The organism is Janthinobacterium sp. GW821-FHT03C08 (assembly GCF_059420905.1).
In genome coordinates this window covers 177,390-203,126 of record NZ_JBWKUP010000003.1, presented here as the reverse complement: position 1 = coordinate 203,126, position 25,737 = coordinate 177,390, and the positions used below count along the sequence as shown (strand labels likewise).

Genomic DNA, 25,737 nt, shown 5'->3' with positions numbered 1-25,737 from the left:
GCCTTCAGCGTAAAGTGGAGGCGATGGGCGCATAGCTGACGCGGCGCACTTCGCGGATCTGTCCATCCCTGAGCGCCCCTTCCACCAGTTCATAGCCCAGCAGGGCGAAGACGCGGCCCTGCAGGAACAAAGGACGCGCATTGCCATACCAGTCCACGCAGGACGCGCGGCAGCCGTCGTCCAGGGGCTGTCCGGGCCGCGCCGCCAGCGCGCCCAGCTCCGTCAATGTCAAGCCGCTGTTGCGCAGATAGAGGACAGAGGCGGAAGAGCGGTTCAAGCCAGGCCGTTCGTCCGCGCCCAGGATGGGCAGGCCGAGCAGGCCCTCGCCGGCCGTTTGCGGCTTGTAGAAAAAGCCGTGGCTGCGCGACTCGCCCTGCGCCGCATCGGCGCGGATATAGCGCGCGGCGATCGCCGCCTGTGCCCCCAGGCGGATGCTGCTGAAATGCAGCTCCCTGCCCTGCGCGCCGATCACCACGGCGTCATTGCCCAGCGCTTCGATACGTTCCACGCCGTGCGGCAGCGACAAGGATTGCACGCTGCCGCCCGCATCGGCCCAGCGCACGGCATACAGGGGCTGGCGCGGCCATGCCTGGTCGGCCTCGCGGCGCCCGGCATTGCCCGGATTGCCGTACAACAGATATGACCCCACATAGCGGTTCTGCAAGCCGTAGCCGCCACCGCCGGGCAGCGGCCGGTAGCTGCCGGCCGGCGCGCTGTCGCGGCCATCGGAAAACGACGCCAATGGCACGCGCAGCAGGGCCATGTCGCCCCGACCCCGCGCACCATCCCACATGGCGTCGCCCTGGCCCTCGGCGCGCAGCAGGACGTTCAGGTGGCCATCCATGCTTTCCAGGAAAGAGAACTGGTCGACGGGCGCCCCCGCCACCTTCAGGGCGCTGGGCGCCGAGCCGTCGAGGGGAATGCGGAACACGCCCGAGTCGCTGCCCCGGCGCGTGGTCCACACGAAAACGGATTCGCCCGAGACATAAAACACGCGCCCCTGCGGCCCCATTACGGCCGTCGCTTCGCAGCGCATGTCGCGCTGCGCCAGGTCGCACACGGTGACCGTATGCAGGGTCAGACCAAAGCCCGGTTCGGGCTCTTCATCGGTGCGGTAGATGCGCGTGGCCGGGGCGATACGCTTGAAGTCGGACGGCACGGCGTCGGGACGCCAGCGGCGCAGGGCGGGAAAGCCGCCGAACGGGTCACCCCGGCGTAAATCGAGCGACAAAGGAGAGTAAAACACCAGCTTGCTGCCGATCAGGCGGCTGGCGTAATTGCGCGAAGAGTAGTAATCATTCGAGCGCAGGTGATACGTGGAACGGTAGGCCAGCTTGCCGTCCGCGTGGATGTCGAACAGGCCGATCTCCGTGCCGCCCCGGCTGTAGCTGTAGCCGATCACCACCACCGTGTCCCCATCGATCAGCATCTCGTCGTACCAGCTGCCCGACGGGTCGCTGCCCGGCGCGTACGCGTCGAGCGAAGACATGAGCTGCAGGGCGTTGCCCCCCACCTGCACGGTGAACAGCTTGCCGCGCCGGAGCATCACCAGGTGCTTGCCATGCAGCTTGACGATGCCCCCTTCGTCCACGCCCGCCGTCTGCGTGTTGGTGACCGATTCGGCAGCATCCGCCGATTTTGCCGCCGCTTCCGCCATCGGCGCCGGCGCGGCTGGCGGTGCTGGCGGCGCCGCCATATACTGCGACTGCGCCGTGGCACGCTGCAGTTTCTGCTGCTTCAGCAGCAGCGCCTCCTGGCGCGCCTGCAACTGCTGCAGATAGCTGGCCAGCGCCTGCTCGCTGGAGAACGGCACCAGGGTCTTGCGCGGCGCCGTGCCGGCGGCATGGCTGCCTGCCGACAGCAGCAAGGACAGTATCACGGTGATCTTGAGGGCGCTGGACATCGCTTCTTCTCCGGTTGGCTAGGGTGTCCAACATGAAACGCAGCAGCGGAGAAAAAGGGGTTACATGCGCATAAAAATAGTCGCGCAGCTATCGCTACTCGAAACCCCGGATGCGGTCGCCGTTAAAATTCGGCAGGCGCCACTCGAAATGCAAGGCCAGGAAGCGGAACAGGAAGCCGGCGCCGATGGACGCCAGTTGCGCCACCGAACTGTCTACCTTGAAGTACAGCAGGGCCACGTACAGGCTGCCCGTAAACAGGGCCACGGTGGCATACACTTCGCGCTGCAGGACCAGCGGAATCTGGTTGCACAGGATATCGCGCAGCAGGCCGCCAAAGACGCCCGTGATCATCCCCGCCAGCACGACGATGGCCGGGTGCATTTTGGCCGACATGGCGATGTCGCAGCCGATCACGCAAAACGCCACCAGCCCCAGGCCGTCGACCAGCAGGAACACCGTGCGCAAATGGTGCAGGTAGCGCGCCACCACGGCCGTGACGACGGCGGCGCCCACCGTAAACAGCAGGTATTCGGGATGCGCGATCCAGCCCAGCGGATAGTGGCCCAGCAGCACGTCGCGGATGGTGCCGCCGCCGAGCGCCGTGACGGTGCCGATCATGCAGATGCCGAATAAATCCATGCCGCGCCGCATGCCCATGATGGCGCCGGACATCGCTTCGGCGACGATCGCCACCAGGTAAATCGTATATAACAGCATGGTCTTACTCTTCCAAAAATGATTTGAGAATTTGTTCGCGTTCGCGTGCTTCGCTCAAGGTGCGCGCCTCGCTCGTGGTTGTGCTGGAGCCGCCGTTGCCACCAGCGCCAGCGTCACCGTATGCCATACGCGTATCCGCTCCGCCGCTGGCGCAGCTGACGCTGCTGTGGATAAAGGCGAAGTTATCCTGCAGGCAGTCGCCGGCCAGGTACTCGGCGTACACGTAGTCGCCATCGAGCAGGGCCAGGCCTGGCGGTTCGGCCAGCACCTGTTCGCGGCGGCCCTGCACGGCCACCTGCATGTAATCGCGCCAGACGGGCAGCGCCAGGGTTCCCCCGGTAGCGTTGCCCAGGCTCTTGGGCTGGTCGTAGCCCAGCCACACGACGGAGACGAGGCCGGAGGAATAGCCGGCGAACCAGGCGTCGTACGCATTGTTCGAGGTGCCCGTCTTGCCGGCCGCGTCACCGCGTCCCAGCGCCAGCGCGCCGCGCCCCGTGCCGCTCTTGACGACGTCGCGCAGCATGCTGTCCATGACGTAGGCATTGCGCGTGGAGATGACCTGCGTGCCCCCTTTGGCGCGTGGCGCCGCATCGGAAAACAGCACCGCGCCGCTGCGGCTGCGCACTTCCTTGATCAGCTTTGGCGGCATCTGCACGCCGCCGTTGGCGAACACAGAATAGGACTGCGCCAGCTGCAGCGGCGTGACGGCGCCCGCCCCCAGCGCCAGCGGCAGGGAGACGGGATTGCGCGCGCCCTCGAAGCCGAAGCGCGTGGCGTAGTGCTGCACGTAGCCGGGTCCGGCCGCCTGCATCAGGCTGACGGCCACCAGGTTTTTCGAGCGCACCAGGCCGCGCCGCACGCTGATGAAGCCTTCGTAGTTGTTGCCGTAATTGCGCGGGCGCCACGGCTGCGCGCCCGTTTCCTGCGGCAGCAGCAGGCGCTGCGTGTCATCGACTGACGTGCCGGGAAAGTATCCCTTTTCCAGCGCCGCCGAATACACGAAAGGCTTGAAGCTGGAGCCGGGCTGGCGGTAGGCCTGCATAGCGTGGTTGTAGTGGTTGCGGTAGAAATCGAAGCCGCCCGCCATGGCGACGATCTCACCGCTGTGCGCCTCGACGGAAATGAGCGCGCCTTCCATTTCCGGCAGCTGGCTCACCAGCCAGCGGTTTTTCGCCGCGTCGTGCACCACGCGGATGACACTGTTTTCCACGATGGCGCGCTTGCCGTCGAGCGTCAACTTGGCGCCCAGGCGCGCATCCGAGGCCGTGAGCACGATCTCGTCGCCATTGCGCAGCTGCGCCGTGACCTGGCGCGCGCCGGTGGTCACCACCTTGCGCACGAGCGCGGCGCGCAGTTCGCCGCTGTCCGGGTAGGCGGCCAGCTGGCGCGCCACGCTGTCTTCCGAGGCGGCCAGGCGCGCTTCCGGGCCGCGGTAGCCGCGCCGCGCCTGCGCATTCAGCAAGCCATCGCGCAGCGCCTTGTCGGCCGCGATTTGCGGCGCCATGCGGATGGTCGTCGTCACGTCCAGGCCCATGCTGTAGGCACCTTCCGGATAGCTTTGCAGGATCAATTGACGCGCTTCCTCGACCGCATACGCGGCCGCATGCACGGAGCTGTTGCGGTCCTTGTTCAGGGCCAGCTTTTCCGCCACAGCCGCATCGTATTCGGCCGGCGTGATGTAGCCCAGTTCGCGCATGCGCTGCAAGATATAGTGCTGGCGCACGGTGGCGCGCTGCGGATTGGCGACGGGGTTGTAGGCCGACGGCGCTTTCGGCAGGCCGGCCAGCATGGCCGCTTCGGCGATACTCACTTCCGCCAGCGGCTTGTCAAAATAGATGTTCGAGGCGGCGGAAAAGCCGTAGGAGCGCTCGCCCAGGTAGATCTGGTTCATGTACAGCTCCAGCAGCTTGTCCTTGCCGTAGTGCTGTTCCAGCTTGTAGGCGAGCAGCATCTCCGTCAGCTTGCGCTGCACGGTCTTTTCGCGCGACAGGAAGAAGTCGCGCGCCACCTGCATGGTGATGGTACTGGCGCCCTGCGCGTGGTGGCCCGTGACGACGTTGGCCAGGGTGGCGCGCGTCAAGCCGTAAAAGTCCACGGCGCCGTGCTCGTAGAAGCGCGCATCCTCGATGGCCAGCAGCGCCTGGCGCATGCGCAGCGGGATCTCCTTCAGGGGCAGGAATTCGCGGCGCTCTTCGCCGTATTCGGCCAGCAGCTCGCCTTCGCTGGAGAGTATCCGCAGCGGCAGCGCGGGCTTGTACTGGGCCAGGTGTTCGACCGGCGGCAAATCCTGCCATGCCTGGCGCAGCCAGTAGCCGCCCGCCAGCGCGGCGGACAAGCCCAGTCCCAGAGTCAGTCCCAGGCCGAATTTCAGCTTGCGCGCCAGCGTCGACGGCGGCTTGCGGGGCTTTGTATCTTGCGCTTGTGCTTCCATGAGGTGACTCCCTTGCTGCCAGGAGGCCGCGCTGCATACGCGTACGCGGCACTCCATCAAAGAAGTATTGTGCACTGCAACACACCCATCCTTATGAAAAGTAAGTATTATTTAGTATTGATAAATTTTTCTTATGTTAGACACGCACCATGAACCTGAATCCCAAGCACACGGAAGCGTTCCGCGCCGTCGTCGAAACGGGCAGCTTCGAGCAGGCGGCGCTGCAGCTGCACCTGACCTCGCCCGCCATTTCGCAGCGCGTGCGGGCGCTGGAAAGCCAGCTGGGCAATGCCCTGGTCGTGCGCAGCCGTCCCGCGCGCGCCACGCGCATGGGCCAGCGCCTGATGCAGTACCTGAAACGGGCCAAGCTGCTGGAGGCGGACCTGGAAGCGGAACTGGCGGTGCAGCAGGATGCCCCGCTGACCCTGGTGCTGGCGCTGAACGCCGATTCGATGGGCACGTGGTTCTTCCCTGCCCTGTCCGAGGTGCTGATCCGCGAGCGCGTGCTGCTGGACCTGACCGTGGAAGACCAGGACCATACCTATACCTTGCTGGAGACGGGCATGGCCATCGGCTGCATCAGCACGGAAGCGAAACCCATGCGCGGCTGCACGGCCGAGCCGCTGGGCGTGATGCGCTACTGGCTGGTCGCCACGCCCGCGTTCCGCCAGCAGTGGTTCCCGCACGGCCTGACGCGCAAGGCGGCGCGCACGGCGCCCGTCGTCGCCTACACGCGCAAGGACACCTTGCAGTCGTCGTACCTGCAGGAGGCGCTGGGCTTGCCCGAAGGGGCCTACCCCTGCCATTACGTGCCCGGTGCCACCTCGCACTTCAACGCCATCCGCTATGGCCTCGGCTACGGCATGGTGCCCGAGTTGCTGCTGAAGGCGAACACGGATGGCGAACTGGTGGAAATGCTCACGCCCAAGACGCCGGCCGACGTGGCCCTGTACTGGCACACATGGAAGGTGCAGTCGCCGCGGCTGGAGCAGCTGTCGCGGCAGATCATCGCGGCGGCGCGCAGCATGCTGAAGTAACTACCGCTGCATGCCCCAGCGTTTCAGAGTCACGCGCTCCAGGCTGCGAAAGCCAAGGTTTTCCACGATTAAACCGATGACGATGACGGCTGCCAGGCCCGCGAAGACCTTGTCCGTGTACAGCTCGTTGCGGTTCTGGAAGATATACCAGCCCAGGCCGCCCTGCCCCGACGTGGTGCCGAACACCAGCTCGGCCGCGATCAGGGTGCGCCAGGCAAAGGCCCAGCCGATCTTCAGGCCCGAGACGATGGACGGCAAGGCGCCCGGCACGAGGATGTGCGGCACCAGGCGCAGGCCGTTCAGCCCATAGTTGCGGCCCGCCATGCGCAGGGTGTCCGGCACGCCCTGGAAGCCCGCGTACGTGTTCAGGGCCAACGGCCACATGACGGAATGGACGATGACAAAGATCAAGCTGGCCCGTCCCAGGCCGAACCACAGCAGGGCCAGCGGCAGCAGGGCGATGGCGGGCAAGGGATTGAGCATGGCCGTCAAGGTTTCCAGCACGTCGCGCCCCAGGCGACTGGACACGGCCAGCAAGGTCAGCACGAAGGCAGCCAGCACGCCCACCGCGTAGCCTTGCAGCAAGACGGTGAGGGACGCGGCCGTGCGCGTGAGCAACTCGCCGCTGGCGATGCCGTCGATAAAGGCCTGCGCCGTCGGCAGGAAGCCGGGCAAGAGGAGGTCGTTGTGCGTCCAGCGCGCCGCCCCTTCCCACAGCAGGGCCAGGCTGAGCAAAATAAGGACCTTGCGCCACAGCGCATGCTGGCCCAGGCGCTGCCAGCGCGACAGCGGCCGTTCGGCGGCCACGCCGGCCGGCGGCGGCGCCGCATAGACGAACTCCTGGCGGATCGGCGGCTCCAGCAACACGCTCATACGGCCTCCCTGAGCGTGGTCTGTGCCGGCGGGATGGCCACGGCGTCCTCGTCGAACAGCAAGCCGTGGATGCGCTGGCTGGCAGCCTGGAATTCTGCGCTGCCCGCGCTGTGCAAGCCGAACTGATGGCTGTTGAGTTCAGCGCGCACCCTGCCCGGATGGGGCGACAGCAGCAGGATGCGGTTGCCCACCACCAGCGCTTCCTCGATCGAATGCGTGACGAAGACGAGGGTAAAACGCAGCTCCTGCCACAGGCGGCTCAACTCTTCCTGCATCTTGCGCCGCGTCAAGGCGTCGAGGGCGGCGAACGGTTCGTCCATCAGCAGCACTTCCGGCTGCATGGCCAGGGCGCGGGCGATGGCTACCCGCTGCTTCATGCCACCCGACAAGGTATGCGGATGCGCATCCTCGAAGCCGGCCAGACCCACCTTGGCGATCCAGTGATGGGCGCGCTCGCGGGCCGCCTGCTTGTCCAGTCGCTTGCTGGCCAGCAAGGGGAACATGACGTTTTCCAACACGGTCTTCCATGGCGGCAACTGGTCGAATTCCTGGAACACGACGACACGCTCCGGCCCCGGCTTTGTGATGATTTTCGCCTGCATGGCGATGCTGCCCGCGCGCGGGGCGATGAAGCCGGCTACGGCTTTCAGCAGGGACGACTTGCCGCAGCCCGATGGACCCAGCAAGACGAAACGGTCGCCCCGGAAGACATCGAAACTGACGTCGTGCGTGGCGCGCACGGTACGCTGTTCCGTCCGGTATTCCAGGCTGACATGCTTTACGCTGAGCAATGGTTCTAACGTGGCCGGAGGACGTACCAGGTGAAAGGCGGGCGCGTGCATGTCAGCTCCCTTGCGTGATGGCAGGGTCTTCAAAGAAATAATCGCGCCAGCTGTCGGGCAGGTTGCGGATGGCGCTCACGCGGTGCAAAAACTGCGCTAGGCCATAGGTATTTTGCGGGGCGATCTTGAATTGCACTTGTGGATTGGCAAAGATTTTCAGCAGCAGGTTGCGGTCCACCTTACTCTTGTTGACCTTGATATAGATGTCGGCCGCACCCTGCGGGTTGCTGCTCGCATATTGCGCCGCTTCCGCCAGGGCGGCAATGAAGGCGCGGTACGTCTTGGGATTGTCCTTGCGGTATTTCTCCGTCGCGTACAGCAGGGTAGACGAGCTGGGCCCGCCCTGCACCGTGTAGGAATCGAGCACGATGTGCGCGTTCGGATTTTGCGCCAGTTCCTGTTCCTGGAACGGAGAGTTACCGAAATGGCCGCTCAATTCCGTGCCGCCGGCGATGATGGCGGCGGCCGCGTCCGGATGCGGCAAGGTTTGCGTGATCTTGTCGAGCCGGGCAAACTCCTTGTCGCCCCACTGTTTCGCCACGGCCATCTGCAGGATGCGCGCCTGCACGGAGACGGACACGGCGGGCAAGGCGATGCGGTCCTTGTCCGTGAAGTCCGCCAGGGTTTTCACCTTCGGGTTGTTGCTGATCAAATAGTAGGGAAAATTGCCCAGCGAGGCCACGCCGCGCACGTTCTGCCGGCCTTTCGTGCGGTCCCAGATGGTCAGCAGCGGCCCCAGGCCTGCGCCGGCGATATCGATATTGCCCGACAACAAGGCATCGTTGATGGCGGGCCCGCCGGACAGGGTGATCCACTCGACTTTCACATCGACGCCCTGCTGCTTGCCATGCTTTTCGATCAGTTTCTGTTCCTGCGCAATATTGAGCAAAAGAAAAGTGATGCCATGCTGGCCCGCGATGCGGATCTGTCCTTCGGCCCGGGCCATGGGCATCGCCATGCACAGCAGGACGATGGCGGCGAGCAGGCGGCGCGGGCGGGCAAAGGTCAAGATCGGCAACATGGACACTCCTTGGGTCAGATCAACAGTCAAAATCAGTACGGCGCATCGCCTTCGATGGTCGTGCGATACAACTTGCGGCGCTGGTCGGAAGGGCAACCCGTCGCCAGGTGCATCAGGGAGCGGTTGTCCCAGAACACCAGGTCGTGCGGCTGCCAGCGGTGCACATACAGGTGTTCGGGGCGCACGCTGTGGGCAAACAGTTCGTCGAGCACGGCACGGCTTTCATCGTCGGGCAAGCCAACGATGCGCGTGGTGAAGTGCTCGCTGACGAACAGGGCGCGGCGTCCCGTTTCCGGGTGCACGCGCACGACGGGATGGATGGCGGGCTTGACTTCATCGATCTGCGCCTGCGTCAGGGCGGGACGCCACGGATTGCGGCGGCGCAATTCCTCATACTGGCTCAAATAGCTGTGCTCGGCACGCGCGCCGCGCACGGCATGGCGCAGCGCGGCCGGCAAGCTTTCCCACGCCAGGTGCATGTTGGCAAACACGGTATCGCCGCCCTCGTCCGGCAACTCTTGCGCGTGCAGCATGGAGCCGAGACTGGGTACTTCCTTGTACGACAGGTCCGAATGCCAGAAATGGCCCGCGTCACCGAGGCCGATGGGTTGGCCATCCTCGACGATGTTCGAAATGATCAGCACTTCCGGCTGCGAAGGCAGCTGGAACTGGCGCAGCACGTGGATTTGCAGGGGACCGAAGCGGCGGCTGAATTCGACCTGCTGCCGCGGCGTGATGTGCTGCGCGCGGAACACCAGCACATGATGGTCGAGGTGGGCGTGGTGCAGGCGCTGGAAATCGCCGAGAGACAGCGGCTGCGCCAGGTCCAGCCCCAGCACTTGCGCGCCCAGCGGGGCATCGAACGTTTCGATACGGAAATGACTAGCGGAATGCGCGGGTTTCAGGACGGCCGACATAAGAATTCGCAAATAGTCAGGGGAAGTCCACTGTATGCCCGCCTGCGCGCCTTGCAAACGAAGCATTTCCGATATCCATATGCGCAAGGCGTTGCGCCAGCAAGCAACGGCGCCTGTCACACAATGGTACAGCTGCAATGCGCCAGGACAGGGCTTGCCCCGGGGCTGGGCTAGCACGCAACTTGCTTATCCATTCATTTTCAACGCCTAGACAGGAACGCCATGCCCGCTATCGCCCTCTTGCTCGCCTTGCTGCTCGCCACTCCCGCCCAGGCCCAGGATAGCCAGGATGAAGGCGATCTCAGCTACAAGGCCTATGTCCACAGCGACAAACGCATCAAGTGTCTGTACGGCTACGCGGCCGACAAGACGGGCGACCATGCGGCGGCCGTGGCGATCTTTGAAGACTGCATCCGGCGCTGGAACGATGTGTATTCGATGATTTGGCTGGCCCAGCTGTATGAAACGGGCATAGGCGTGCCCAGAGACCTGGTGCAGGCGACGGCGCTGATGCGGCGCGGCGCCCATACGAATGATGACGCCGCCTATGCGCGGCTGGCGCGCTACCACTATGGCGTGGCGCTGGCCGAAGGCCGGGGCACGCCCCGGGATCTTCCCCAGGCCAAGACCTGGCTGCGCCAGGCGGCGCAGGAAGGCGTGCGGGAGGCGGCCGAGTACCTGGACCGCCTGGAAGGCACCGCGCCGTAAGCGCCGTGCCAGCGTGGCTTATGCCGTCGCTTCGTAGCGGGCCAGGCGGGCCGCCATGCGCGGCGCCAGTTCGTGGCCGGCCGTGACCGTCACTTCCAGGTCGTTCAGCAAGCCATCCTTCAAGCCATACACCCAGCCATGGACGCTGAGTTCCTGGCCCCGTTCCCACGCATCCTGCACGACGGTGGTCTGGCACACGTTCAAGACCTGTTCCACCACGTTCAGTTCGCACAGGCGGTCGCCGCGCTGGCGGCTGGTCAGCACGTCGCCCAGGTAGCGTTCGTGCTTCTGGCCCACGTCCTGCACGTGGCGCAGCCAGTTGTCGACCAGGCCGATGCGCGTGCCCGTCATGGCCGCATGCACGCCCTTGCAGCCGTAATGGCCGACGATGATGACATGTTTGACTTTCAGCACGTCCACGGCAAATTGCAGGACGGAAAGGCAGTTCAGGTCGGAATGCACGACCACGTTGGCAATATTACGGTGCACAAACACGTCGCCAGGCGCCATGCCCAGCAGTTCGTTGGCGGGCACGCGGCTGTCGGAACAGCCGATCCACAGGTATTCGGGCGAGGTTTGCGCTTCCAGGTTCTTGAAGAAGTTCGGGTCTTTCGCCACCATCGAGTCGGCCCAGCGGCGGTTACGCTGCAGCAGTTCCGCCAGGGCCAGGCCATTTTTCGGTTCGGTCATATCGCTCCCATAAGGTAATTTCGGTTGAACAGCGCGCCGATCGCGTGCGTTAGGCTGCGATGCGCGCAGATGCTGAAGCAAGCTGGGTAAAAAAACGCCGGGATGTTTCAGCATCCCGGCGCATGGTATTACGTGTGCTTATTCAAAAAAATCCTTGACCTTGTCTTTCCAGGTCTTGCTCTGCGGGCTGTGCTTGGCACCGCCCTCGGTCGTCGATTTCTCGAACTCGCGCAGCAGGTCTTTCTGTTTTTCCGTCAGTTTGACGGGCGTTTCGATGGCCACGTGGCAGAACAGGTCGCCCGCGTAGCCGGAGCGCACGCCCTTGATGCCCTTGCCTTTCAGGCGGAAGGTCTTGCCCGACTGGGTACCTTCCGGGATCGTGAACGACACCTTGCCGTTCAGGGTAGGCACTTCGATTTCACCGCCCAATGCTGCCTTGGTGAACGAAATCGGCATTTCGCAATGCAGGTCGTCGCCTTCGCGCTGGAACACGGCGTGCGGCTTGATGTGGATTTCCACATACAGGTCGCCCGACGGGCCGCCATTCGTGCCCGGTTCGCCGTTGCCGGACGAACGGATACGCATGCCGTTGTCGATACCGACTGGAATCTTCACTTCCAGCGTCTTGTTGCGCTTGATGCGACCGGCGCCGCCGCATGGCGTGCAGGGGTCGGTGATGACCTTGCCGCTGCCATGGCATTTCGGGCAGGTTTGCTGGATGCTGAAGAAACCTTGCTGCATGCGCACCTGGCCGTGGCCACCGCAGGTACCGCAGGTGGTCGGCGACGTGCCCGGCTTGGCGCCGCTGCCGTGGCAAGTGTCGCACTTGTCCCAGCTCGGCACGCGGATGGTCGTGTCGAAGCCGTGCGCAGCTTGCTCCAGTGTAATTTCCAGGTTGTAACGCAAATCGGCGCCACGGTACACCTGGGGACCGGCATTGCGGCTACGTCCACCGCCACCGCCAAAGATGTCGCCGAAGATATCGCCGAAGCTGTCGGCAAAGCCGCCAGCACCGCCGCCGAAGCCGCCCCCGCCGCCCATGTTCGGGTCCACGCCGGCGTGACCGTAACGGTCATACGCATCGCGCTTTTCCGGATTGGTCAGCATCTCGTAGGCTTCTTTGACTTCCTTAAACTTTTCTTCCGATTCCTTGCTATCCGGATTGCGGTCCGGATGGTATTTCATCGCCAGTTTACGGTAAGACTTTTTGATCTCTTCTTCCGAAGCATTTTTTGCGACACCGAGTGTCTCGTAAAAATCACGCTTTGCCATGTTGTCGGCACCTTGCAGTCTATCTACTGATGTAAAAATTACACGAAAAAGCCGAGTCGAGTGCTGCACTGGGCAACGACTCGGCTCGGCCGGTCTTCGCGGCTAATCCCGCGATGTAGCGTTCAGCCCGGCTGCCCCCAGTTCATGGGAGCGCAAGACAATTACTTGCTGTCTTTGACTTCTTTGAAGTCAGCGTCGACAACGTCGTCTTGCTTGGCGCCTGCGTCCGATGCGCCAGCAGCTTGCTGTGCACCTTCCGCGCCGCCGGCAGCTTGCTGCGCTTGCATGTCGGCATACATTTTTTCGCCCATCTTCTGCGATGCGCTCGACAGTGCTTCCACCTTGGCGTCGATCTCAGCCTTGTCGCCGGCCTTGATGCTTGCTTCCAGGTCGGTGATTGCCGCTTCGATCTTCTCTTTCTCGCCCGCTTCCAGCTTGTCGCCGTATTCGGTCAAGGATTTCCGGGTCGAGTGTACCAGAGCATCGGCCTGGTTGCGCGACTCGGCCAATTCTTTGACCTTCTTGTCTTCTTCCGCGTTCAACTCGGCGTCTTTCACCATCTTCTGGATTTCCGCCTCGGTCAAGCCGGAATTGGCCTTGATCGTGATCTTGTTTTCCTTGCCGGTGGCCTTGTCTTTCGCGCCGACATGCAAAATGCCGTTGGCGTCGATGTCGAAGGTCACTTCGATCTGTGGCGTGCCGCGTGCTGCTGGCGGGATGCCTTCCAAATTGAATTCGCCCAGGCCCTTGTTGCCGGCGGCGATTTCGCGCTCACCCTGGAAGACCTTGATGGTCACCGCAGGCTGGTTGTCGTCGGCCGTCGAGAAGACCTGGCTGAACTTGGTCGGAATCGTCGTGTTTTTGTGGATCATCTTGGTCATCACGCCACCCAGGGTTTCGATACCCAGGGACAGAGGAGTGACGTCCAGCAACAGCAAGTCCTTGCGTTCGCCCGACAGGACCGAACCTTGGATGGCTGCGCCCACGGCAACGGCTTCGTCCGGGTTCACGTCCTTGCGTGGGTCCTTGCCGAAGAATTCCTTCACTTTTTCCTGCACCTTCGGCATACGCGTCATGCCGCCGACCAGGATGATGTCATCGATGTCCGACACTTTCACGCCAGCATCTTTGATAGCGGTGCGGCAAGGTTCCATCGTCGCCGTGATCAGCTCTTCCACCAGCGACTCCAGCTTGGCGCGGGTCATCTTCAGGTTCAAGTGGACCGGTGCGCCATTTGCCATGGCGATGTACGGCTCGTTGATCTCGGTCTGTTGCGACGACGACAACTCGATCTTCGCGCGCTCGGCCGAAGCCTTGATGCGCTGCAGGGCGATCGGATCTTTTTTCAGGTCGATGCCGTTGATCTTCTTGAACTCGTCGATGATGTAATCGATGATGCGCTGGTCGAAGTCTTCGCCGCCCAGGAAGGTGTCGCCGTTGGTCGACAGCACTTCAAATTGTTTCTCACCATCAACATCGGCGATTTCGATGATAGACACGTCGAACGTACCGCCACCCAAGTCATACACGGCGATTTTACGGTCGCCTTTTTCAGCCTTGTCCAGGCCGAACGCCAGCGCTGCCGCGGTTGGCTCGTTGATGATGCGCTTGACGTCCAGACCGGCGATGCGGCCGGCATCCTTGGTGGCCTGGCGCTGCGAGTCGTTGAAGTACGCAGGCACGGTGATGACGGCTTCGGTGACTTCTTCACCGAGGTAGTCTTCTGCCGTTTTCTTCATTTTGCGCAGCACTTCCGCCGAAATTTGCGGTGGCGCCAGTTTTTTGTCGCGTACGCCGATCCATGCATCGCCGTTGTCGGCTTTCATGATTTGGTACGGCATCAGCGCGATGTCTTTTTGGACTTCTTTTTCGTCGAACTTGCGACCGATCAAACGCTTCACTGCGAACAGCGTGTTTTTCGGATTGGTCACGGCCTGGCGTTTCGCCGGCGCGCCGACGAGAATTTCGCCATCTTCTTGATAAGCAATAATCGATGGCGTCGTGCGTGCGCCTTCAGCGTTTTCGATTACCTTTGGTTGACCATTTTCCATGATGGAAACGCAGGAATTCGTGGTTCCCAGATCGATACCGATAATTCTACCCATGATTTTTTTCCTTTTATTTGCTAGATTTCAGATGGTTCTTATATGTGGCAAAGCGGCATGGTTTCAAGGCTTGCTTGATGCCGCCCTCTGATTATTTTGCTTGCGCGGTAGTCACAATGGCTGGACGCAACAGGCGGTCCGCAATCATATAGCCCTTTTGCAAGACTGACACGATAGTATTGGCTTCCTGATCCGCTGGCACCACGGCAACGGCCTGGTGTTTCATCGGATCGAGCTTCTCGCCCTGCGCTGGCAGCACTTCCACCAGGCGGTTGCGCTCGAACGCGGCGCTCAATTGCTTCAAGGTCATCTCGACGCCTTCTTTCAGCGACTCGATCGTCGGTGCTTCCACCGTCAGCGCCGTTTCCAGGCTGTCTTTCACCGGCACCATGGCTTCGGCAAAGCTTTCCACTGCGAATTTATGCGCTTTAGCAACATCTTCCTGCGCGCGGCGGCGAATATTTTCGCCATCGGCCTTGGCGCGCATGAAGGCATCGTGCATTTCTGCCAGGCGCGCTTCGGTACTCGCCAGCTGCTCTTCCAAAGTAGGCTCTGCGGGAGTCGATGGCGCAGTCGTCGCGGCGTCCGCTTGCGGATTAGGTACGGCTTGGTTTTCCTGATCTTGCATCTAGAAAGCTCCTACAATCAATGGCTTAAATAAGTTAGTCTATACATCTTTACAACACTAACCGGCAGATGGGGCTATATCCTACTGTTTCAAGGGGTATGCGCGCGAACGCCAAGGTTTACGTCATCCAATGTTACAGCTTATTACAAATCGCTTCCCATTTCGGGCAGCGAGCCGTGCGCGCCCTATGGAGCGTGCCCCCCCCGGATACAGCCGGCATCCCCAGCAAAGCCGGCATTCTACCAGCCCCGCCAAGGCGATTGCCACTGACGATGTTGCTACTTGGCAAACCATCCGTCCGCGCCAGAAACGGCAAAGCCGCGCAAGCGCGGCTCATCCTTGCAAAATAGATACCTTTTCTAATTCGCCGCCCCCAGCGCCAGGGCCGCCGCGCGGGCCTGCTCGCCCTCGTGCTTGTCGGCCGCGCGCTGCGGCGCCGTCTTCATCGTGGGCCAGCCGATCATGTGCTGCTCGGCAATTTCTGCCATGCCCGCGATCCAGGCCGGCGTTTCGTTCAGGCAAGCGATATAGTGAAACTGCTGGCCGCCGGCCGCCTCGAAGTCGTGCTTCGCTTCCATGGCGATTTCTTCCAGGGTTTCCAGGCAATCGCTGGTAAAGCCCGGACACAGCAGGTCGACGCGCTTGACGCCCTGTTGCGCCAGCGCCACCAGGGTGGGCGCCGTGTACGGCTGCAGCCATTCGGCCTTGCCGAAGCGCGACTGGAAGGTCACCACGTATTGCTCTTTAGTTAATTTCAACTTTTCCGCCAGCAGGCGCGCCGTTTTCAGGCACTGGCAGTGATACGGGTCGCCCAGCAGCAAGGTGCGCTTGGGCACGCCGTGAAAGCTCATCACCAGTTTTTCCGGCCGGCCATGCGCTTCCCAATGGTTCAGCACGGAATCGCGCAAGGCGTCGATATACGTGTCGTGCTCGTGGTATTGCTTGATAAAACGCAACTCCGGCACATTGCGCACCGTCGCGTAATGGGCGAATACGGCATCATAGATGGACCCCGTCGTCGTGCCCGAGTATTGCGGATATGCAGGCAGGATGGCGATGCGCTCGCAGCCTTCGCTTTTCAGCCGGGCCAGCACCTCGGGCAAGGAAGGCGAACCGTAGCGCATGGCCATGGCCACCGTCACGCCATCGTGGCCCCGTTCGGCCAGGGCGCCGGCCAGCAATTTCGCTTGCTTGTGCGTGTGCACTTTCAGGGGCGAGCCTTCGCGCGTCCAGATGGACGCGTATTTCTTCGCCGACTGGCCGGAGCGGAATGGCAAAATGATCAGGTGCAGGATAAACCACCAGACGATGCGGGGAATTTCCACCACGCGCGGGTCCGACAGGAATTGCTTCAGGTAGCGCCGCACGGCCGACGAAGTGGGCGCATCGGGCGTGCCCAGGTTGACCAGCACCACGGCGCTGCGGTCGATGCTGCCATGCGTGTACGGCGGTTCTGTTTGAAATGACATGAAGGCTCTTCGAAGGCGTTGGATGGATTAGCCAACCATTATAGTTACATTGCGTCAACATCGGGAGTACTGCCAGGCGATGGCAGCACGCCTGTCACGTCCCAGGTCAAATCGCGAGCAATTCACGGGCATGCTTGCGCGTGGTGGCCGTGATTTCCAGGCCGCCCAGCATGCGCGCCACCTCTTCCACGCGGGCCTTGGCGTCGAGCATGTCGATGCGCGAGGCCGTCTTGCCATTGTCCAGGGTGCTTTTTGCCACTTGGAAATGCTGATTCGCCTGGCTGGCCACTTGCGGCAAGTGGGTCACGCACAGCACTTGCCGTCCCTGTCCCAGGCGTTTTAATAAGCGTCCGACCACTTCGGCGACGGCGCCGCCGATGCCGCTGTCGACCTCGTCGAAGATCAGGGTCGGCGTGGTGGTGGCGTGCGAGGTGATGACGGAGATGGCCAGCGCGATGCGCGCCAGCTCGCCGCCGGACGCCACTTTCGCCAGCGAACGGGGCGCCGTGCCCGCGTGGCCGGCAACGAGGAATTCCACCTGCTCCAGGCCGTGGGCGGCCGGTTCGCACGGGTTCAGGGCAATCTCGAAACTGCCGCCCGTCATGCTCAGCTCCTGCATGGCGCGCGTGACGGCCTGCCCCAGCTCCAGGGCGGCGGCACGGCGCGTGGCGGACAATCGCTCGGCCACGCTGCGGTATTCCGCCTCGATCTTCGCTTCCTGGCGCAGCAAGCCTTCGATGTCGGAAGCGTCGGCCAGGTGCTGCAGCTTTTCCGACAGCTTGGCGTGTTCCTCAGGCAACTCTTCCGGCGTGACGCGGAATTTGCGGGCCGTGCTGTGCATGGCTTCCATGCGCGCATCGAGTTGGTGCAAACGCTCCGGGTCCAGCTCCACGCGGTCCAGGTAGTTGTTCAGCGCATACACGGATTCCTGCAGCTGGATGCGCGACGATTCGATCAGGTCGACGATGGGCTGCAATTCCGCATCGACGGAGACGAGCTTGCCCAGTTTCTGGTTCAGGCCCGACAGTTGCGAGACGATGGGGTGGTCTTCCGACTCGGAAATGAGGGACAGGGCTTCCTGCGCCCCTTCCAGCAGGCTGGCCGCGTGCGACAGACGGCTGTGCTCGTTCGTGATGTCCGTCCATTCGCCAGGCTTGGCGGCCAGTTTTTCCAGCTCGCCCACCTGCCATTCCAGGCGTTCGCGCTCGTACAGCACGTTGGCGGCATTCGTCTCGAATTCCTCGCGCTGGCGCACGAGGGCGCGCCAGCGCTTGTGCAGCGCCGCCACTTGCCGCGCATCCTGCTCCGCGCCCGCTTCGCGCGCCGTCGCCTGGCCGTCGAGCAGGGCCCGCTGCGCTTCGCTTTTCAGCAAGGACTGGTGCGCGTGCTGGCCGTGGATGTCGACCAGCATGTCGCCCAGCTCGCGCAGCTGCGCGGCCGTGGCGGGGATGCCGTTGATATACGCCTTCGAGCGGCCCGCGTTGTCGATCACGCGGCGCAGCAAGGCACCGCCGTCGTCGTTGGCGAATTCGTTAGCCACCAGCCATGCCTGCGCCACCTCGCTGACGGAGAAATCGGCCGTGATGTCGGCCTTGGCCGCCCCTTCGCGCACCACGCTGGCGTCGCCGCGCCCGCCCAGGGCCAGGGTCAGCGCATCGATGAGAATGGACTTGCCGGCCCCCGTCTCGCCCGTCAGCACGCTGAAGCCTGCGGAAAATTCCAGTTCAATGGTATCGACAATGACAAAATCGCGGATGGACAGTGTATGGAGCATGGCTTCTGTGGTTAGGCGGCGTACCGCGGGTTAGCGTGGAAAAACTGGTTAGCTGAGCTTGCCCTCGCCCGACGGGTACTCATTCCAGTGCAGTTTTTCACGCAGGGTGTTGTAGTAACTCCACCCTTCCGGATGCAGGAAGGTAATCGTGTGCGGCGAACGACGGATGAGAATACGGTCTTGCTGGACCAGGCTGGCGAACGTCTGCATGTCGAAATTGACGCTGATATCGCGCCCGCGCACGATTTCCACTACGATCTGGCTCGAGTCGGGCAAGACGATGGGGCGGTTCGACAGCGCATGCGGGGCGATCGGCACGAGCACGATGCCGCCCAGGGTCGGATGCAGCAGGGGGCCGCCGGCCGACAGCGAGTAAGCGGTCGAGCCCGTGGGCGTGGAAATGATCAGGCCATCCGAGCGCTGGTTGTACATGAAGTGTCCGTCGACTTCGACGCGCAGTTCCGCCATGCCGGCGCCGCCACCGCGCGAGACGACGACGTCGTTGACGGCCATGCCCACGTGGATGGACTTGCCATCGCGCAGCACGCTGCCTTCGAGCAAGGTGCGGCGTTCCGCCTTGAAGCGGCCGCCGAGAATTTGCGCCAGCACGGGCAGCATACGCTCGAGCGGGATATCCGTCATGAAGCCCAGACGTCCCTGATTGATGCCGATCAAAGGCACATCGAATGGCGCCAGCTGGCGCGCGATGCCCAGCATGGTGCCGTCGCCGCCCATGACGATAGCGCAATCGGCGGCGGCACCGATCTCGGCCGGCGACATGGCGCGCACGCCGGGCAAGGCCAGGTGCGCGGCCGTCTCCGCCTCGAAGACCACCGTGTGGCCCAGCACCTGCAGGAAATCGACGATGCTTTTCACGGGTTCGGCAATGCCATCCGTATTCTGGCGCACGACCAGGGCGATGGTCTTGGCGCCCAGGTTGAACGGGTGGCCCGGGGCTGGCAAGGCGGCTGCTGGCAATTCGGCGTGTTTTTCGACGGGCATAAAAATCTCGGTAGTGAATGCGTTGGCAAGTCGCCCCAGGCTGTCGCGCCGCACGCCGGCATCGCATGATACTGTATATATGCACAGTATAGTGCGGCTGCCGTGTGCCTGCAAGGGGCGTTTATCAGTGTTGCCGCAGTGTAGCGCAGAAAAAGATTCGCCCATGCGTGCGCCAGCGCTCCGTGCGCCGGGAAATCCCCTTGCCGGTCCCGCGCTGCGGCGGGACACTGGCTGGACGTCATTCTTTCCACCAGGAGGCCATATGCTTACCCCACCAAGTGAACGCAAGATCAACACCGATGAAAAAGTGCGCAATGACGGCGTGGACCGTCTGCCGCACGAGCGCGACGAGTCGCCCGACGCGCAGAACGTGCGTCCGCGCAAGGTCATGCAGCAGGCGGCCAGCGACCTGGAGCAAGGCCTGGTCGACACGGACAGGCATGCCCAGCCGGGTGTCGAAAAGGTCAAGCCCGCCGCGCCGCAGCAAGCCCGTCCCGGCGCGCAGCCGGAACCTAAAAAGGCGCGCTGAGTCCAACCGTCACGCACTGCTACGTTTCCGGAGTACGCCATGCACCGCTACGCCTGTTCACTCCTGCTGGCCGCTGCCTGCGGCAGCACCGTCGCCCACGCCCAGGCGCCTGCCATGCCCGTCGGCTTTGGCCCCCAGCCCGTGCTGCCCGCACCCGATAAACAGCTCATTCCCACCGTCAACGTCGCCCCCGTGCAGCGCTGGACGGCCGGGCAGCGCCCTTTCGTTGCGGCCGGACTGGCCATCGACGCGTATGCACGGGGGCTCGACCATCCGCGCTGGCTGTACGTCTTGCCGAATGGCGACGTGCTCGTGGCGGAAACGAATGCGCCGCCGAAACCGGACGACAGCAAGGGCATCAAGGGCGCCATCATGCAGATGCAGATGAAAAAGGCAGGCGCGGCCACGCCCAGCGCCAACCGCATCACTTTGCTGCGCGGCATGGACAGCAAGGGCATGGCGCAGACGCGCAGCGTGTTCCTGCAAGGGCTCAATTCGCCATTCGGCATGGCCCTCGTCGGCAAGGACCTGTACATCGCCAATGCCGACGCGCTCGTGCGCTTCCCCTACGAGGAAGGACAGACCAGCATCACGGCCCCCGGTACCAAGGTGATGGACCTGCCCGGTGGCCCCATCAACCACCACTGGACCAAGAACGTCATCGCCAGTGCCGACGGCAAGTTTTTATATGTCGCCGTCGGTTCCAACAGCAATGTGGGCGAGAACGGCATGTCGGCCGAAGACGGCCGCGCCGCCATCTGGCGCTTCGAACGCGCGACGGGCAAGGCCCGCGTGTATGCGACGGGCTTGCGCAACCCGGTAGGCCTGGCCTGGCAGCCCGACACGGGCGCACTGTGGACAGCCGTCAATGAACGCGACGAACTGGGCAATGACCTGGTGCCCGACTATATGACTTCGGTCAAGGAGGGGGCCTTCTATGGCTGGCCCTACAGCTATTTCGGCCAGCACGTCGACGTGCGCGTGCAGCCGCCCCGCCCCGACGTGGTGGCCAGGGCCATCGCGCCCGACTATGCGCTGGGCGCGCACACGGCATCGCTGGGCCTGGCGTTTTATGACGGCAGTCTGCTGCCCGCCCGCTACCGGGGCGGCGCCTTCGTCGGCCAGCACGGGTCGTGGAATCGCAAGCCCTTCAGCGGCTATAAAGTCATCTTCGTGCCCTTCGCCAATGGTGTCCCCAGCGGTCCGCCGCAGGATGTCGTCAGCGGCTTCCTCGACCAGAACGGCAAGGCGCAGGGGCGCCCCGTCGGCGTGGCCATCGACAAGGCGGGCGCGCTGCTGGTGGCGGACGATGTGGGCAATATCGTCTGGCGCGTGGCGCCGTCCCGCTGAACGCGGCAGGCGTGGATGCCGCCCCTGTGTGGCGCAACGAACGGAAGCGAGGTGGTGGGGCGCGCATGATGGACTCTCGAACCACGCAAGGAGTACATCATGAAAAAAACAGGATCAGCCGTCTGGAGTGGCGGCCTTAAAGATGGCAAAGGGTTTATTTCCACCCAAAGCGGCGCGCTCGACAATGTGGCCTACGGCTTCAACACGCGCTTCGAAGATGGCCCCGGCAGCAATCCGGAGGAACTGATCGGCGCGGCCCATGCCGCCTGCTTCACGATGGCCCTGTCCGGCCAGCTGGGCGAGGCCGGCCTGCGCGCCACGGCCCTGAAGACGACGGCCGAGGTCAGCCTGGAAAAAATCGATGGCAGCTATGCCATCACGGCCGTCCACCTGACCCTGGCGGCCACCATTCCCGGCGCCACCGAGGAAGCGTTCCAGGATGCGGCCCTGCGCGCCAAGCTGGGCTGCCCCGTGTCGAAATTGCTGGCCACGGAGATTACCCTGGACGCCCATCTGGAGTAATTCCGGCATACCGTCCGCTGCGGTCCGTTCAGCGGACGGCAGGGGCGGTCTCGGCACAAAAACCATAAACCGCATAAAATCCTGCCATTCCCCTATCACCATCAAGGATTTACGATGCGTATTTTGCACACCATGTTGCGGGTCGGCGACCTGCAGCGCTCCATCGATTTTTACACCAAGGTCCTGGGCATGAAGCTGTTGCGCACCAGCGACAATCCGGAATACCAGTACACGCTGGCCTTCGTCGGCTACGGTTCGAATCCCGACCACGCGGAACTGGAACTGACGTATAACTACGGCACCACCAGCTACGAGCTGGGCACGGCGTATGGCCACATCGCCATCTCGGCCGAGGATATCGTTGCCGCGTGCGATGCGGCACGGGCCAACGGCGGCAACGTCACGCGCGAACCGGGCCCCGTCAAGGGCGGCAACACGGTCATCGCCTTCATCACCGATCCTGACGGCTACAAGATCGAATTGATCGAACGCCAGTTCGATGGCCAGGGCGCCGGCCTGTAAGACATCCGTCCTTGCGCCGCGCTGCGCAAGACGAAAAAAAACCAGCGCCGTTGCCGGTGCTGGTTTTGATTTGCATCAAGACATCGCTTATTTATCCAGCAAGGCGTTGACGGGCACCAGGTCAGTTTCCTTCAAGGTGCCGGCTGCCGACTTCAGGCGCAAGCCATTCATGATGGTGTCATAGCGGGCCTTCGACAGGTCTTTTTGCGTGGTGAACAATTGCTTCTGCGCATTCAAGACGTCGATATTGATACGCACGCCCACTTGATAACCGAGCTGGTTCGACTCCAGCGCCGATTTGCTCGACACTTCCGCCGCTTCCAGCGCCTTGACTTGCGCCAAGCCGCTGTTGACGCCGAGGAAAGCCTGGCGCGCGCCCTGTGCCGCCGTGCGGCGCGCCGTTTCCAGGTCGTTGCGGGCCTTGTTTTCCAGCGCGATCGATTCGCGCACCTTGCTCGTCACGGCAAAGCCGCTAAAGATGGGGATGCTCCACTGCACGCCGATGGCATTGTTGTTCGCGCTGCCGGTGCCGCCGCCCGTGGTGTAGGTATGGCCCGTGTTGGCGATCAGGTCCAGGGTCGGATAGTGGCCGGCGCGGTTGCGGCCGATGTCGCGCTTGGCCGATTCCACGCTGAACTGGGCCGTGACGACGCCATAGTTCTGTTCTTCCGCCGAGCTCACCCACGGTTCGATGGCGGCCGGTTCCGGTGCGCTGATGACCACGCCCGTGCGCATCGGCGCCAGGTTCGCCGGCGCTTCGCCGATGATGGTTTGCAGGGCGCTGCGCTTGTTGGCCAGGTCATTGATGGCGGCAAATTCCTGCGCCACCACCAGGTCGTAGGCTGCTTGCGCCTCATGCGTATCGGTAATGGTCTGCGTGCCGACCTCGAAGTTGCGCTTGGCCGATGCCAACTGCTCCGTCGTGGCGACTTTTTGCGCCTGCGTCGCGCCCAGGTTGTCCTGCGCGCTGAGCACGTCGAAATACGCCTGCGCCACGCGGGTGATCAGGTCTTGCTGCACCTGTGCAAATTGCGCTTCGGCAATTGCCTGCGCCAGCTTGCTTTGCTGATAGGTTTCCCAGCGGTCCCAGCGGAACAGCGGCTGCGCCAAGGTCAGGTTGTAGGTATTCGTGTGCACCTTGACCGTCGGCATGGAAATGGTGCTGGTGATCGGTTCGATGCTGTTGCGCGTGTTGCTGCCCGACGCGGACACTTGCGGCAGCAGGCCGGACAATCCTTGCGGAACCCGTTCCATCCCGGCCGACAGGGCCGCGCGCGCACTGGCGTACTGCGCGTCATTGGCCAGCGCCTGCTGGTACACCTGGATGAGATCGGCCGCCTGCGCTTGCAGCGAACATGTCATCGTGACAAAGGCGCTGGTCATCAGTACGGCGATAAGGGGTTTCCGCATTGCATTTCTCCGTTGGAGTCGTCAAAAGTTGATGGAATCAAAAATCTGCTACGCTCAACCTGGCTCCCGCCGGGTAAGCAGGGTACAGGCCTCCGCAGGCATGCGGAAGGCATGCCTGGGGTTGTATCTACTGCGAAATACTTAGTATTTAGGCATGGCGCTGTCGACTTGCAGCGCCCAGGCATGGACGCCGCCCGTCAAGTTACTGATCTTGCCAAAGCCATTGCGCTCCAGGAAAGCCGCCACCTGCATGCTGCGTGCGCCGTGATGGCAAATGCAGACGATCTCTGCATCTTCATCGAGGTCGTCGATACGCGCCGGTATCGAGTTCATCTGCATCAGGGTGGCGCCGTCGAGGTGGCACAGGTCAAACTCCCACTGCTCGCGCACGTCCAGCAATACGGGACGCGGGCGGGAGGTGTCAGCCAGCCAGGCGGCCAGCTGCGGTGCGCTCAAATGCTCCATTGAATCTCCGCCGCCTCAGAACTGGAAGTGCGACGGTGCCACGGCTTGCAACGGCGTGACATTGGTTTCAAACAGTTTGCGCGTGTCGTAGGCCTTGTCCGAGCTGCGCGTGATCAAGTGCGCCGACATGATCGGTGCTTCACCGATGATGGCCAGGATACGGCCACCCACTTTTACTTGTTGCAACAGCGCTTCCGGCAACACGGCCAGGGCGCCGGAGACGACGATCACGTCGTAGGGTGCGCCCTTGCTCCAGCCCTGGGCGCCGTCGCCCAGTTCCACGGTCACGTTGGTGACGCCGTTGGCCGCCAGGTTCTGTTCAGCCAGGGTTTTCAATTGCGGATTGATTTCCACGCTCGTCACATGACGCGCCTTGTGCGCCAGCAAGGCGGCCATGTAGCCGCTGCCGGTGCCCACTTCCAGCACATTTTCATGCTTTTTGACGGCTACGTCTTGCAAAATGCGTGCTTCCAGCTTTGGCGTGAACATGCATTCGCCGCCGCCCAGTGGAATTTCGGTATCGACGAAGGCCAGGTTTTTATAGGCGGCCGGCACGAAATCTTCACGCTTGACCACGTTCAACAGCTCCAGCACGTCGAGATCCAGTACGTCCCATGGACGGATTTGCTGTTCGATCATATTGAAGCGGGCTTGTTCGATATTCATCTTTGGACTCGGTAAGTGAAGTAATAATCCGCCATTTTATCGTTGAACTGGCTGAAAGCACATGTTAACCATAAAGACGGGGAATGGAGGAAATTTGCGACGATCTGCAGATTTGGGGGGGTGAACCTTGGAAAAGGGGCAACTGAACGGTAGCGGCAGGGGCCGCGCATCAGCTTTTCCCGGGCGCCTCCACCTGCAGGCTGCGCACGCTCATGTCGATAAAGGCATCCATATAGGCCACCGGATCGATGTTCTTGACCTCGCATGGCAGGAAGGAATGCGTCCACATCATGAGCATGGTGACGGGTGCGCTGAGGATGGTACTGATCAGTACGGGATCGACCTGGCGGAATTCGCCGCGCTGCATGCCCCGTTCCAGCAGGCTGACGATCAGCGCATTGCCGCGCGCGACGACTTCTTCGTTGTAAAACTGCGCCAGTTCCGGGAAATTGTTTGCTTCGGCCAGCATCAGCTTGGTCAAGCCGGCCAGCTTGGTGGCGCCGAACTCTTCCCACCACTGCATCATCACCTTGCGCAGCAGGTCGGCGCTGCTTTCCTCGGACGCGGCCATGCTGTTTTCCGCCTCGCCGATCGACTGCACGATATTGTCGCGCACCACGGCCTTGAACAACTCCTGTTTATTCTCGAAGTACAGGTACAAGGTGCCCTTTGACACACCTGCCCGCTTGGCCACGTCCTCCAGCCGCGTCGACGCGAAACCCCGTTCGACGAACAGGTCGAGGGCGGCGGCGAGCAATTCCTGGGGGCGGGCATCCTTGCGCCGCTCCCAGCGGGGCTTGGTATCAATCGGGGCGTGCATGTGTCAATCCGGGTAACTTACTTTTGAGTCATTAATAGTAGACTTGTCTCCAAGTCCGGTCAA

General features: G+C 62.8%; 24 protein-coding genes. 6 read left to right on the top strand and 18 right to left on the bottom strand.

Annotated elements, in window-relative coordinates; translation table 11 throughout:
• Positions 1 to 4: 4 nt before the first annotated feature.
• The 3 genes from AC07VL_RS05380 to AC07VL_RS05370 all read right to left on the bottom strand — a co-directional run bounded on the left by AC07VL_RS05380 (position 5) and on the right by AC07VL_RS05370 (position 5,052).
• The gene (locus tag AC07VL_RS05380) at positions 5 to 1,903 is read right to left on the bottom strand and encodes a beta-propeller domain-containing protein (protein WP_494804918.1); all 1,899 of its coding nucleotides are present in this window, start codon (positions 1,901 to 1,903) and stop codon (positions 5 to 7) included.
• Positions 1,904 to 1,997: 94 nt separating this feature from the next.
• The gene (locus AC07VL_RS05375) at positions 1,998 to 2,621 is read right to left on the bottom strand and encodes a trimeric intracellular cation channel family protein (RefSeq protein WP_494804917.1); all 624 of its coding nucleotides are present in this window, start codon (positions 2,619 to 2,621) and stop codon (positions 1,998 to 2,000) included.
• 4 nt (positions 2,622 to 2,625) lie between these two features.
• A complete protein-coding gene (locus AC07VL_RS05370) occupies positions 2,626 to 5,052 on the bottom strand; it encodes a penicillin-binding protein 1A (protein ID WP_494804916.1) in 2,427 nt (808 codons plus the stop codon).
• 149 nt (positions 5,053 to 5,201) lie between these two features.
• On the opposite strand from AC07VL_RS05370, the gene AC07VL_RS05365 reads away from it, so the two are divergent.
• Entirely contained in the window at positions 5,202 to 6,089 is an 888-nt protein-coding gene (locus AC07VL_RS05365) for an HTH-type transcriptional regulator ArgP (protein ID WP_494804915.1), read from the top strand.
• Here AC07VL_RS05365 and AC07VL_RS05360 read toward each other — a convergent pair whose 3' ends face one another.
• The 4 genes from AC07VL_RS05360 to AC07VL_RS05345 form a co-directional block, all read right to left on the bottom strand.
• Positions 6,090 to 6,962 (bottom strand): ABC transporter permease, encoded by an 873-nt coding sequence (locus AC07VL_RS05360; RefSeq protein ID WP_494804914.1) that lies wholly within the window; start codon positions 6,960 to 6,962, stop codon positions 6,090 to 6,092.
• Entirely contained in the window at positions 6,959 to 7,804 is an 846-nt protein-coding gene (locus tag AC07VL_RS05355; RefSeq protein WP_494804913.1) for an ABC transporter ATP-binding protein, read from the bottom strand. Before AC07VL_RS05355 ends, AC07VL_RS05360 begins: the two co-directional genes overlap by 4 nt.
• Position 7,805: 1 nt before the next feature.
• On the bottom strand, positions 7,806 to 8,762 hold the full coding sequence (locus AC07VL_RS05350) for an ABC transporter substrate-binding protein (protein ID WP_494805068.1): 957 nt from the start codon (positions 8,760 to 8,762) through the stop codon (positions 7,806 to 7,808).
• A gap of 95 nt (positions 8,763 to 8,857) precedes the next feature.
• Entirely contained in the window at positions 8,858 to 9,742 is an 885-nt protein-coding gene (locus AC07VL_RS05345; RefSeq protein ID WP_494804912.1) for a TauD/TfdA dioxygenase family protein, read from the bottom strand.
• Between the two features lie 222 nt (positions 9,743 to 9,964).
• Between AC07VL_RS05345 and AC07VL_RS05340 the strand changes: the two genes are divergently transcribed.
• Positions 9,965 to 10,450, top strand: a complete 486-nt coding sequence (locus tag AC07VL_RS05340; RefSeq protein ID WP_494804911.1) for a tetratricopeptide repeat protein — start codon at positions 9,965 to 9,967, stop codon at positions 10,448 to 10,450.
• Between the two features lie 18 nt (positions 10,451 to 10,468).
• On the opposite strand, the gene can is transcribed toward AC07VL_RS05340, so the two are convergent.
• The 7 genes from can to AC07VL_RS05305 all read right to left on the bottom strand — a co-directional run bounded on the left by can (position 10,469) and on the right by AC07VL_RS05305 (position 19,390).
• Entirely contained in the window at positions 10,469 to 11,140 is a 672-nt protein-coding gene (gene can / locus AC07VL_RS05335; RefSeq protein WP_494804910.1) for a carbonate dehydratase, read from the bottom strand.
• Positions 11,141 to 11,278: 138 nt separating this feature from the next.
• The gene (gene dnaJ, locus AC07VL_RS05330) at positions 11,279 to 12,412 is read right to left on the bottom strand and encodes a molecular chaperone DnaJ (protein ID WP_092796828.1); all 1,134 of its coding nucleotides are present in this window, start codon (positions 12,410 to 12,412) and stop codon (positions 11,279 to 11,281) included.
• A 161-nt stretch (positions 12,413 to 12,573) separates the two neighbouring features.
• The gene (dnaK, locus tag AC07VL_RS05325) at positions 12,574 to 14,517 is read right to left on the bottom strand and encodes a molecular chaperone DnaK (protein WP_290599979.1); all 1,944 of its coding nucleotides are present in this window, start codon (positions 14,515 to 14,517) and stop codon (positions 12,574 to 12,576) included.
• A gap of 91 nt (positions 14,518 to 14,608) precedes the next feature.
• On the bottom strand, positions 14,609 to 15,145 hold the full coding sequence (gene grpE / locus AC07VL_RS05320; RefSeq protein ID WP_290599978.1) for a nucleotide exchange factor GrpE: 537 nt from the start codon (positions 15,143 to 15,145) through the stop codon (positions 14,609 to 14,611).
• 359 nt (positions 15,146 to 15,504) lie between these two features.
• Positions 15,505 to 16,614 (bottom strand): ferrochelatase, encoded by a 1,110-nt coding sequence (gene hemH, locus AC07VL_RS05315; RefSeq protein ID WP_494804909.1) that lies wholly within the window; start codon positions 16,612 to 16,614, stop codon positions 15,505 to 15,507.
• A gap of 106 nt (positions 16,615 to 16,720) precedes the next feature.
• On the bottom strand, positions 16,721 to 18,388 hold the full coding sequence (recN, locus tag AC07VL_RS05310; protein ID WP_494804908.1) for a DNA repair protein RecN: 1,668 nt from the start codon (positions 18,386 to 18,388) through the stop codon (positions 16,721 to 16,723).
• Positions 18,389 to 18,436: 48 nt separating this feature from the next.
• Entirely contained in the window at positions 18,437 to 19,390 is a 954-nt protein-coding gene (locus AC07VL_RS05305) for an NAD kinase (protein WP_494804907.1), read from the bottom strand.
• 262 nt (positions 19,391 to 19,652) lie between these two features.
• Between AC07VL_RS05305 and AC07VL_RS05300 the strand changes: the two genes are divergently transcribed.
• The 4 genes from AC07VL_RS05300 (at position 19,653) to gloA (ending at position 22,313) form a co-directional block, all read left to right on the top strand.
• Complete coding sequence (locus tag AC07VL_RS05300; RefSeq protein WP_494804906.1) at positions 19,653 to 19,919, top strand: hypothetical protein; 267 nt, start codon at positions 19,653 to 19,655, stop codon at positions 19,917 to 19,919.
• A gap of 39 nt (positions 19,920 to 19,958) precedes the next feature.
• The gene (locus tag AC07VL_RS05295) at positions 19,959 to 21,269 is read left to right on the top strand and encodes a PQQ-dependent sugar dehydrogenase (RefSeq protein ID WP_494804905.1); all 1,311 of its coding nucleotides are present in this window, start codon (positions 19,959 to 19,961) and stop codon (positions 21,267 to 21,269) included.
• 99 nt (positions 21,270 to 21,368) lie between these two features.
• Positions 21,369 to 21,791 (top strand): OsmC family protein, encoded by a 423-nt coding sequence (locus tag AC07VL_RS05290; protein ID WP_494804904.1) that lies wholly within the window; start codon positions 21,369 to 21,371, stop codon positions 21,789 to 21,791.
• 114 nt (positions 21,792 to 21,905) lie between these two features.
• Positions 21,906 to 22,313 carry a lactoylglutathione lyase gene (gloA, locus tag AC07VL_RS05285; RefSeq protein WP_494804903.1) on the top strand — a complete coding sequence of 136 codons (408 nt, stop codon included), beginning with the start codon at positions 21,906 to 21,908 and terminating at the stop codon, positions 22,311 to 22,313.
• An 87-nt stretch (positions 22,314 to 22,400) separates the two neighbouring features.
• Here gloA and AC07VL_RS05280 read toward each other — a convergent pair whose 3' ends face one another.
• From AC07VL_RS05280 to AC07VL_RS05265, 4 genes are all read right to left on the bottom strand, one after another.
• A complete protein-coding gene (locus AC07VL_RS05280; protein ID WP_494804902.1) occupies positions 22,401 to 23,723 on the bottom strand; it encodes a TolC family outer membrane protein in 1,323 nt (440 codons plus the stop codon).
• A gap of 141 nt (positions 23,724 to 23,864) precedes the next feature.
• Entirely contained in the window at positions 23,865 to 24,188 is a 324-nt protein-coding gene (locus AC07VL_RS05275; protein ID WP_290599963.1) for a rhodanese-like domain-containing protein, read from the bottom strand.
• A 15-nt stretch (positions 24,189 to 24,203) separates the two neighbouring features.
• On the bottom strand, positions 24,204 to 24,854 hold the full coding sequence (locus tag AC07VL_RS05270) for a protein-L-isoaspartate O-methyltransferase family protein (protein ID WP_494804901.1): 651 nt from the start codon (positions 24,852 to 24,854) through the stop codon (positions 24,204 to 24,206).
• 169 nt (positions 24,855 to 25,023) lie between these two features.
• Positions 25,024 to 25,674, bottom strand: a complete 651-nt coding sequence (locus tag AC07VL_RS05265; RefSeq protein WP_494804900.1) for a TetR/AcrR family transcriptional regulator — start codon at positions 25,672 to 25,674, stop codon at positions 25,024 to 25,026.
• Positions 25,675 to 25,737: the final 63 nt, after the last annotated feature.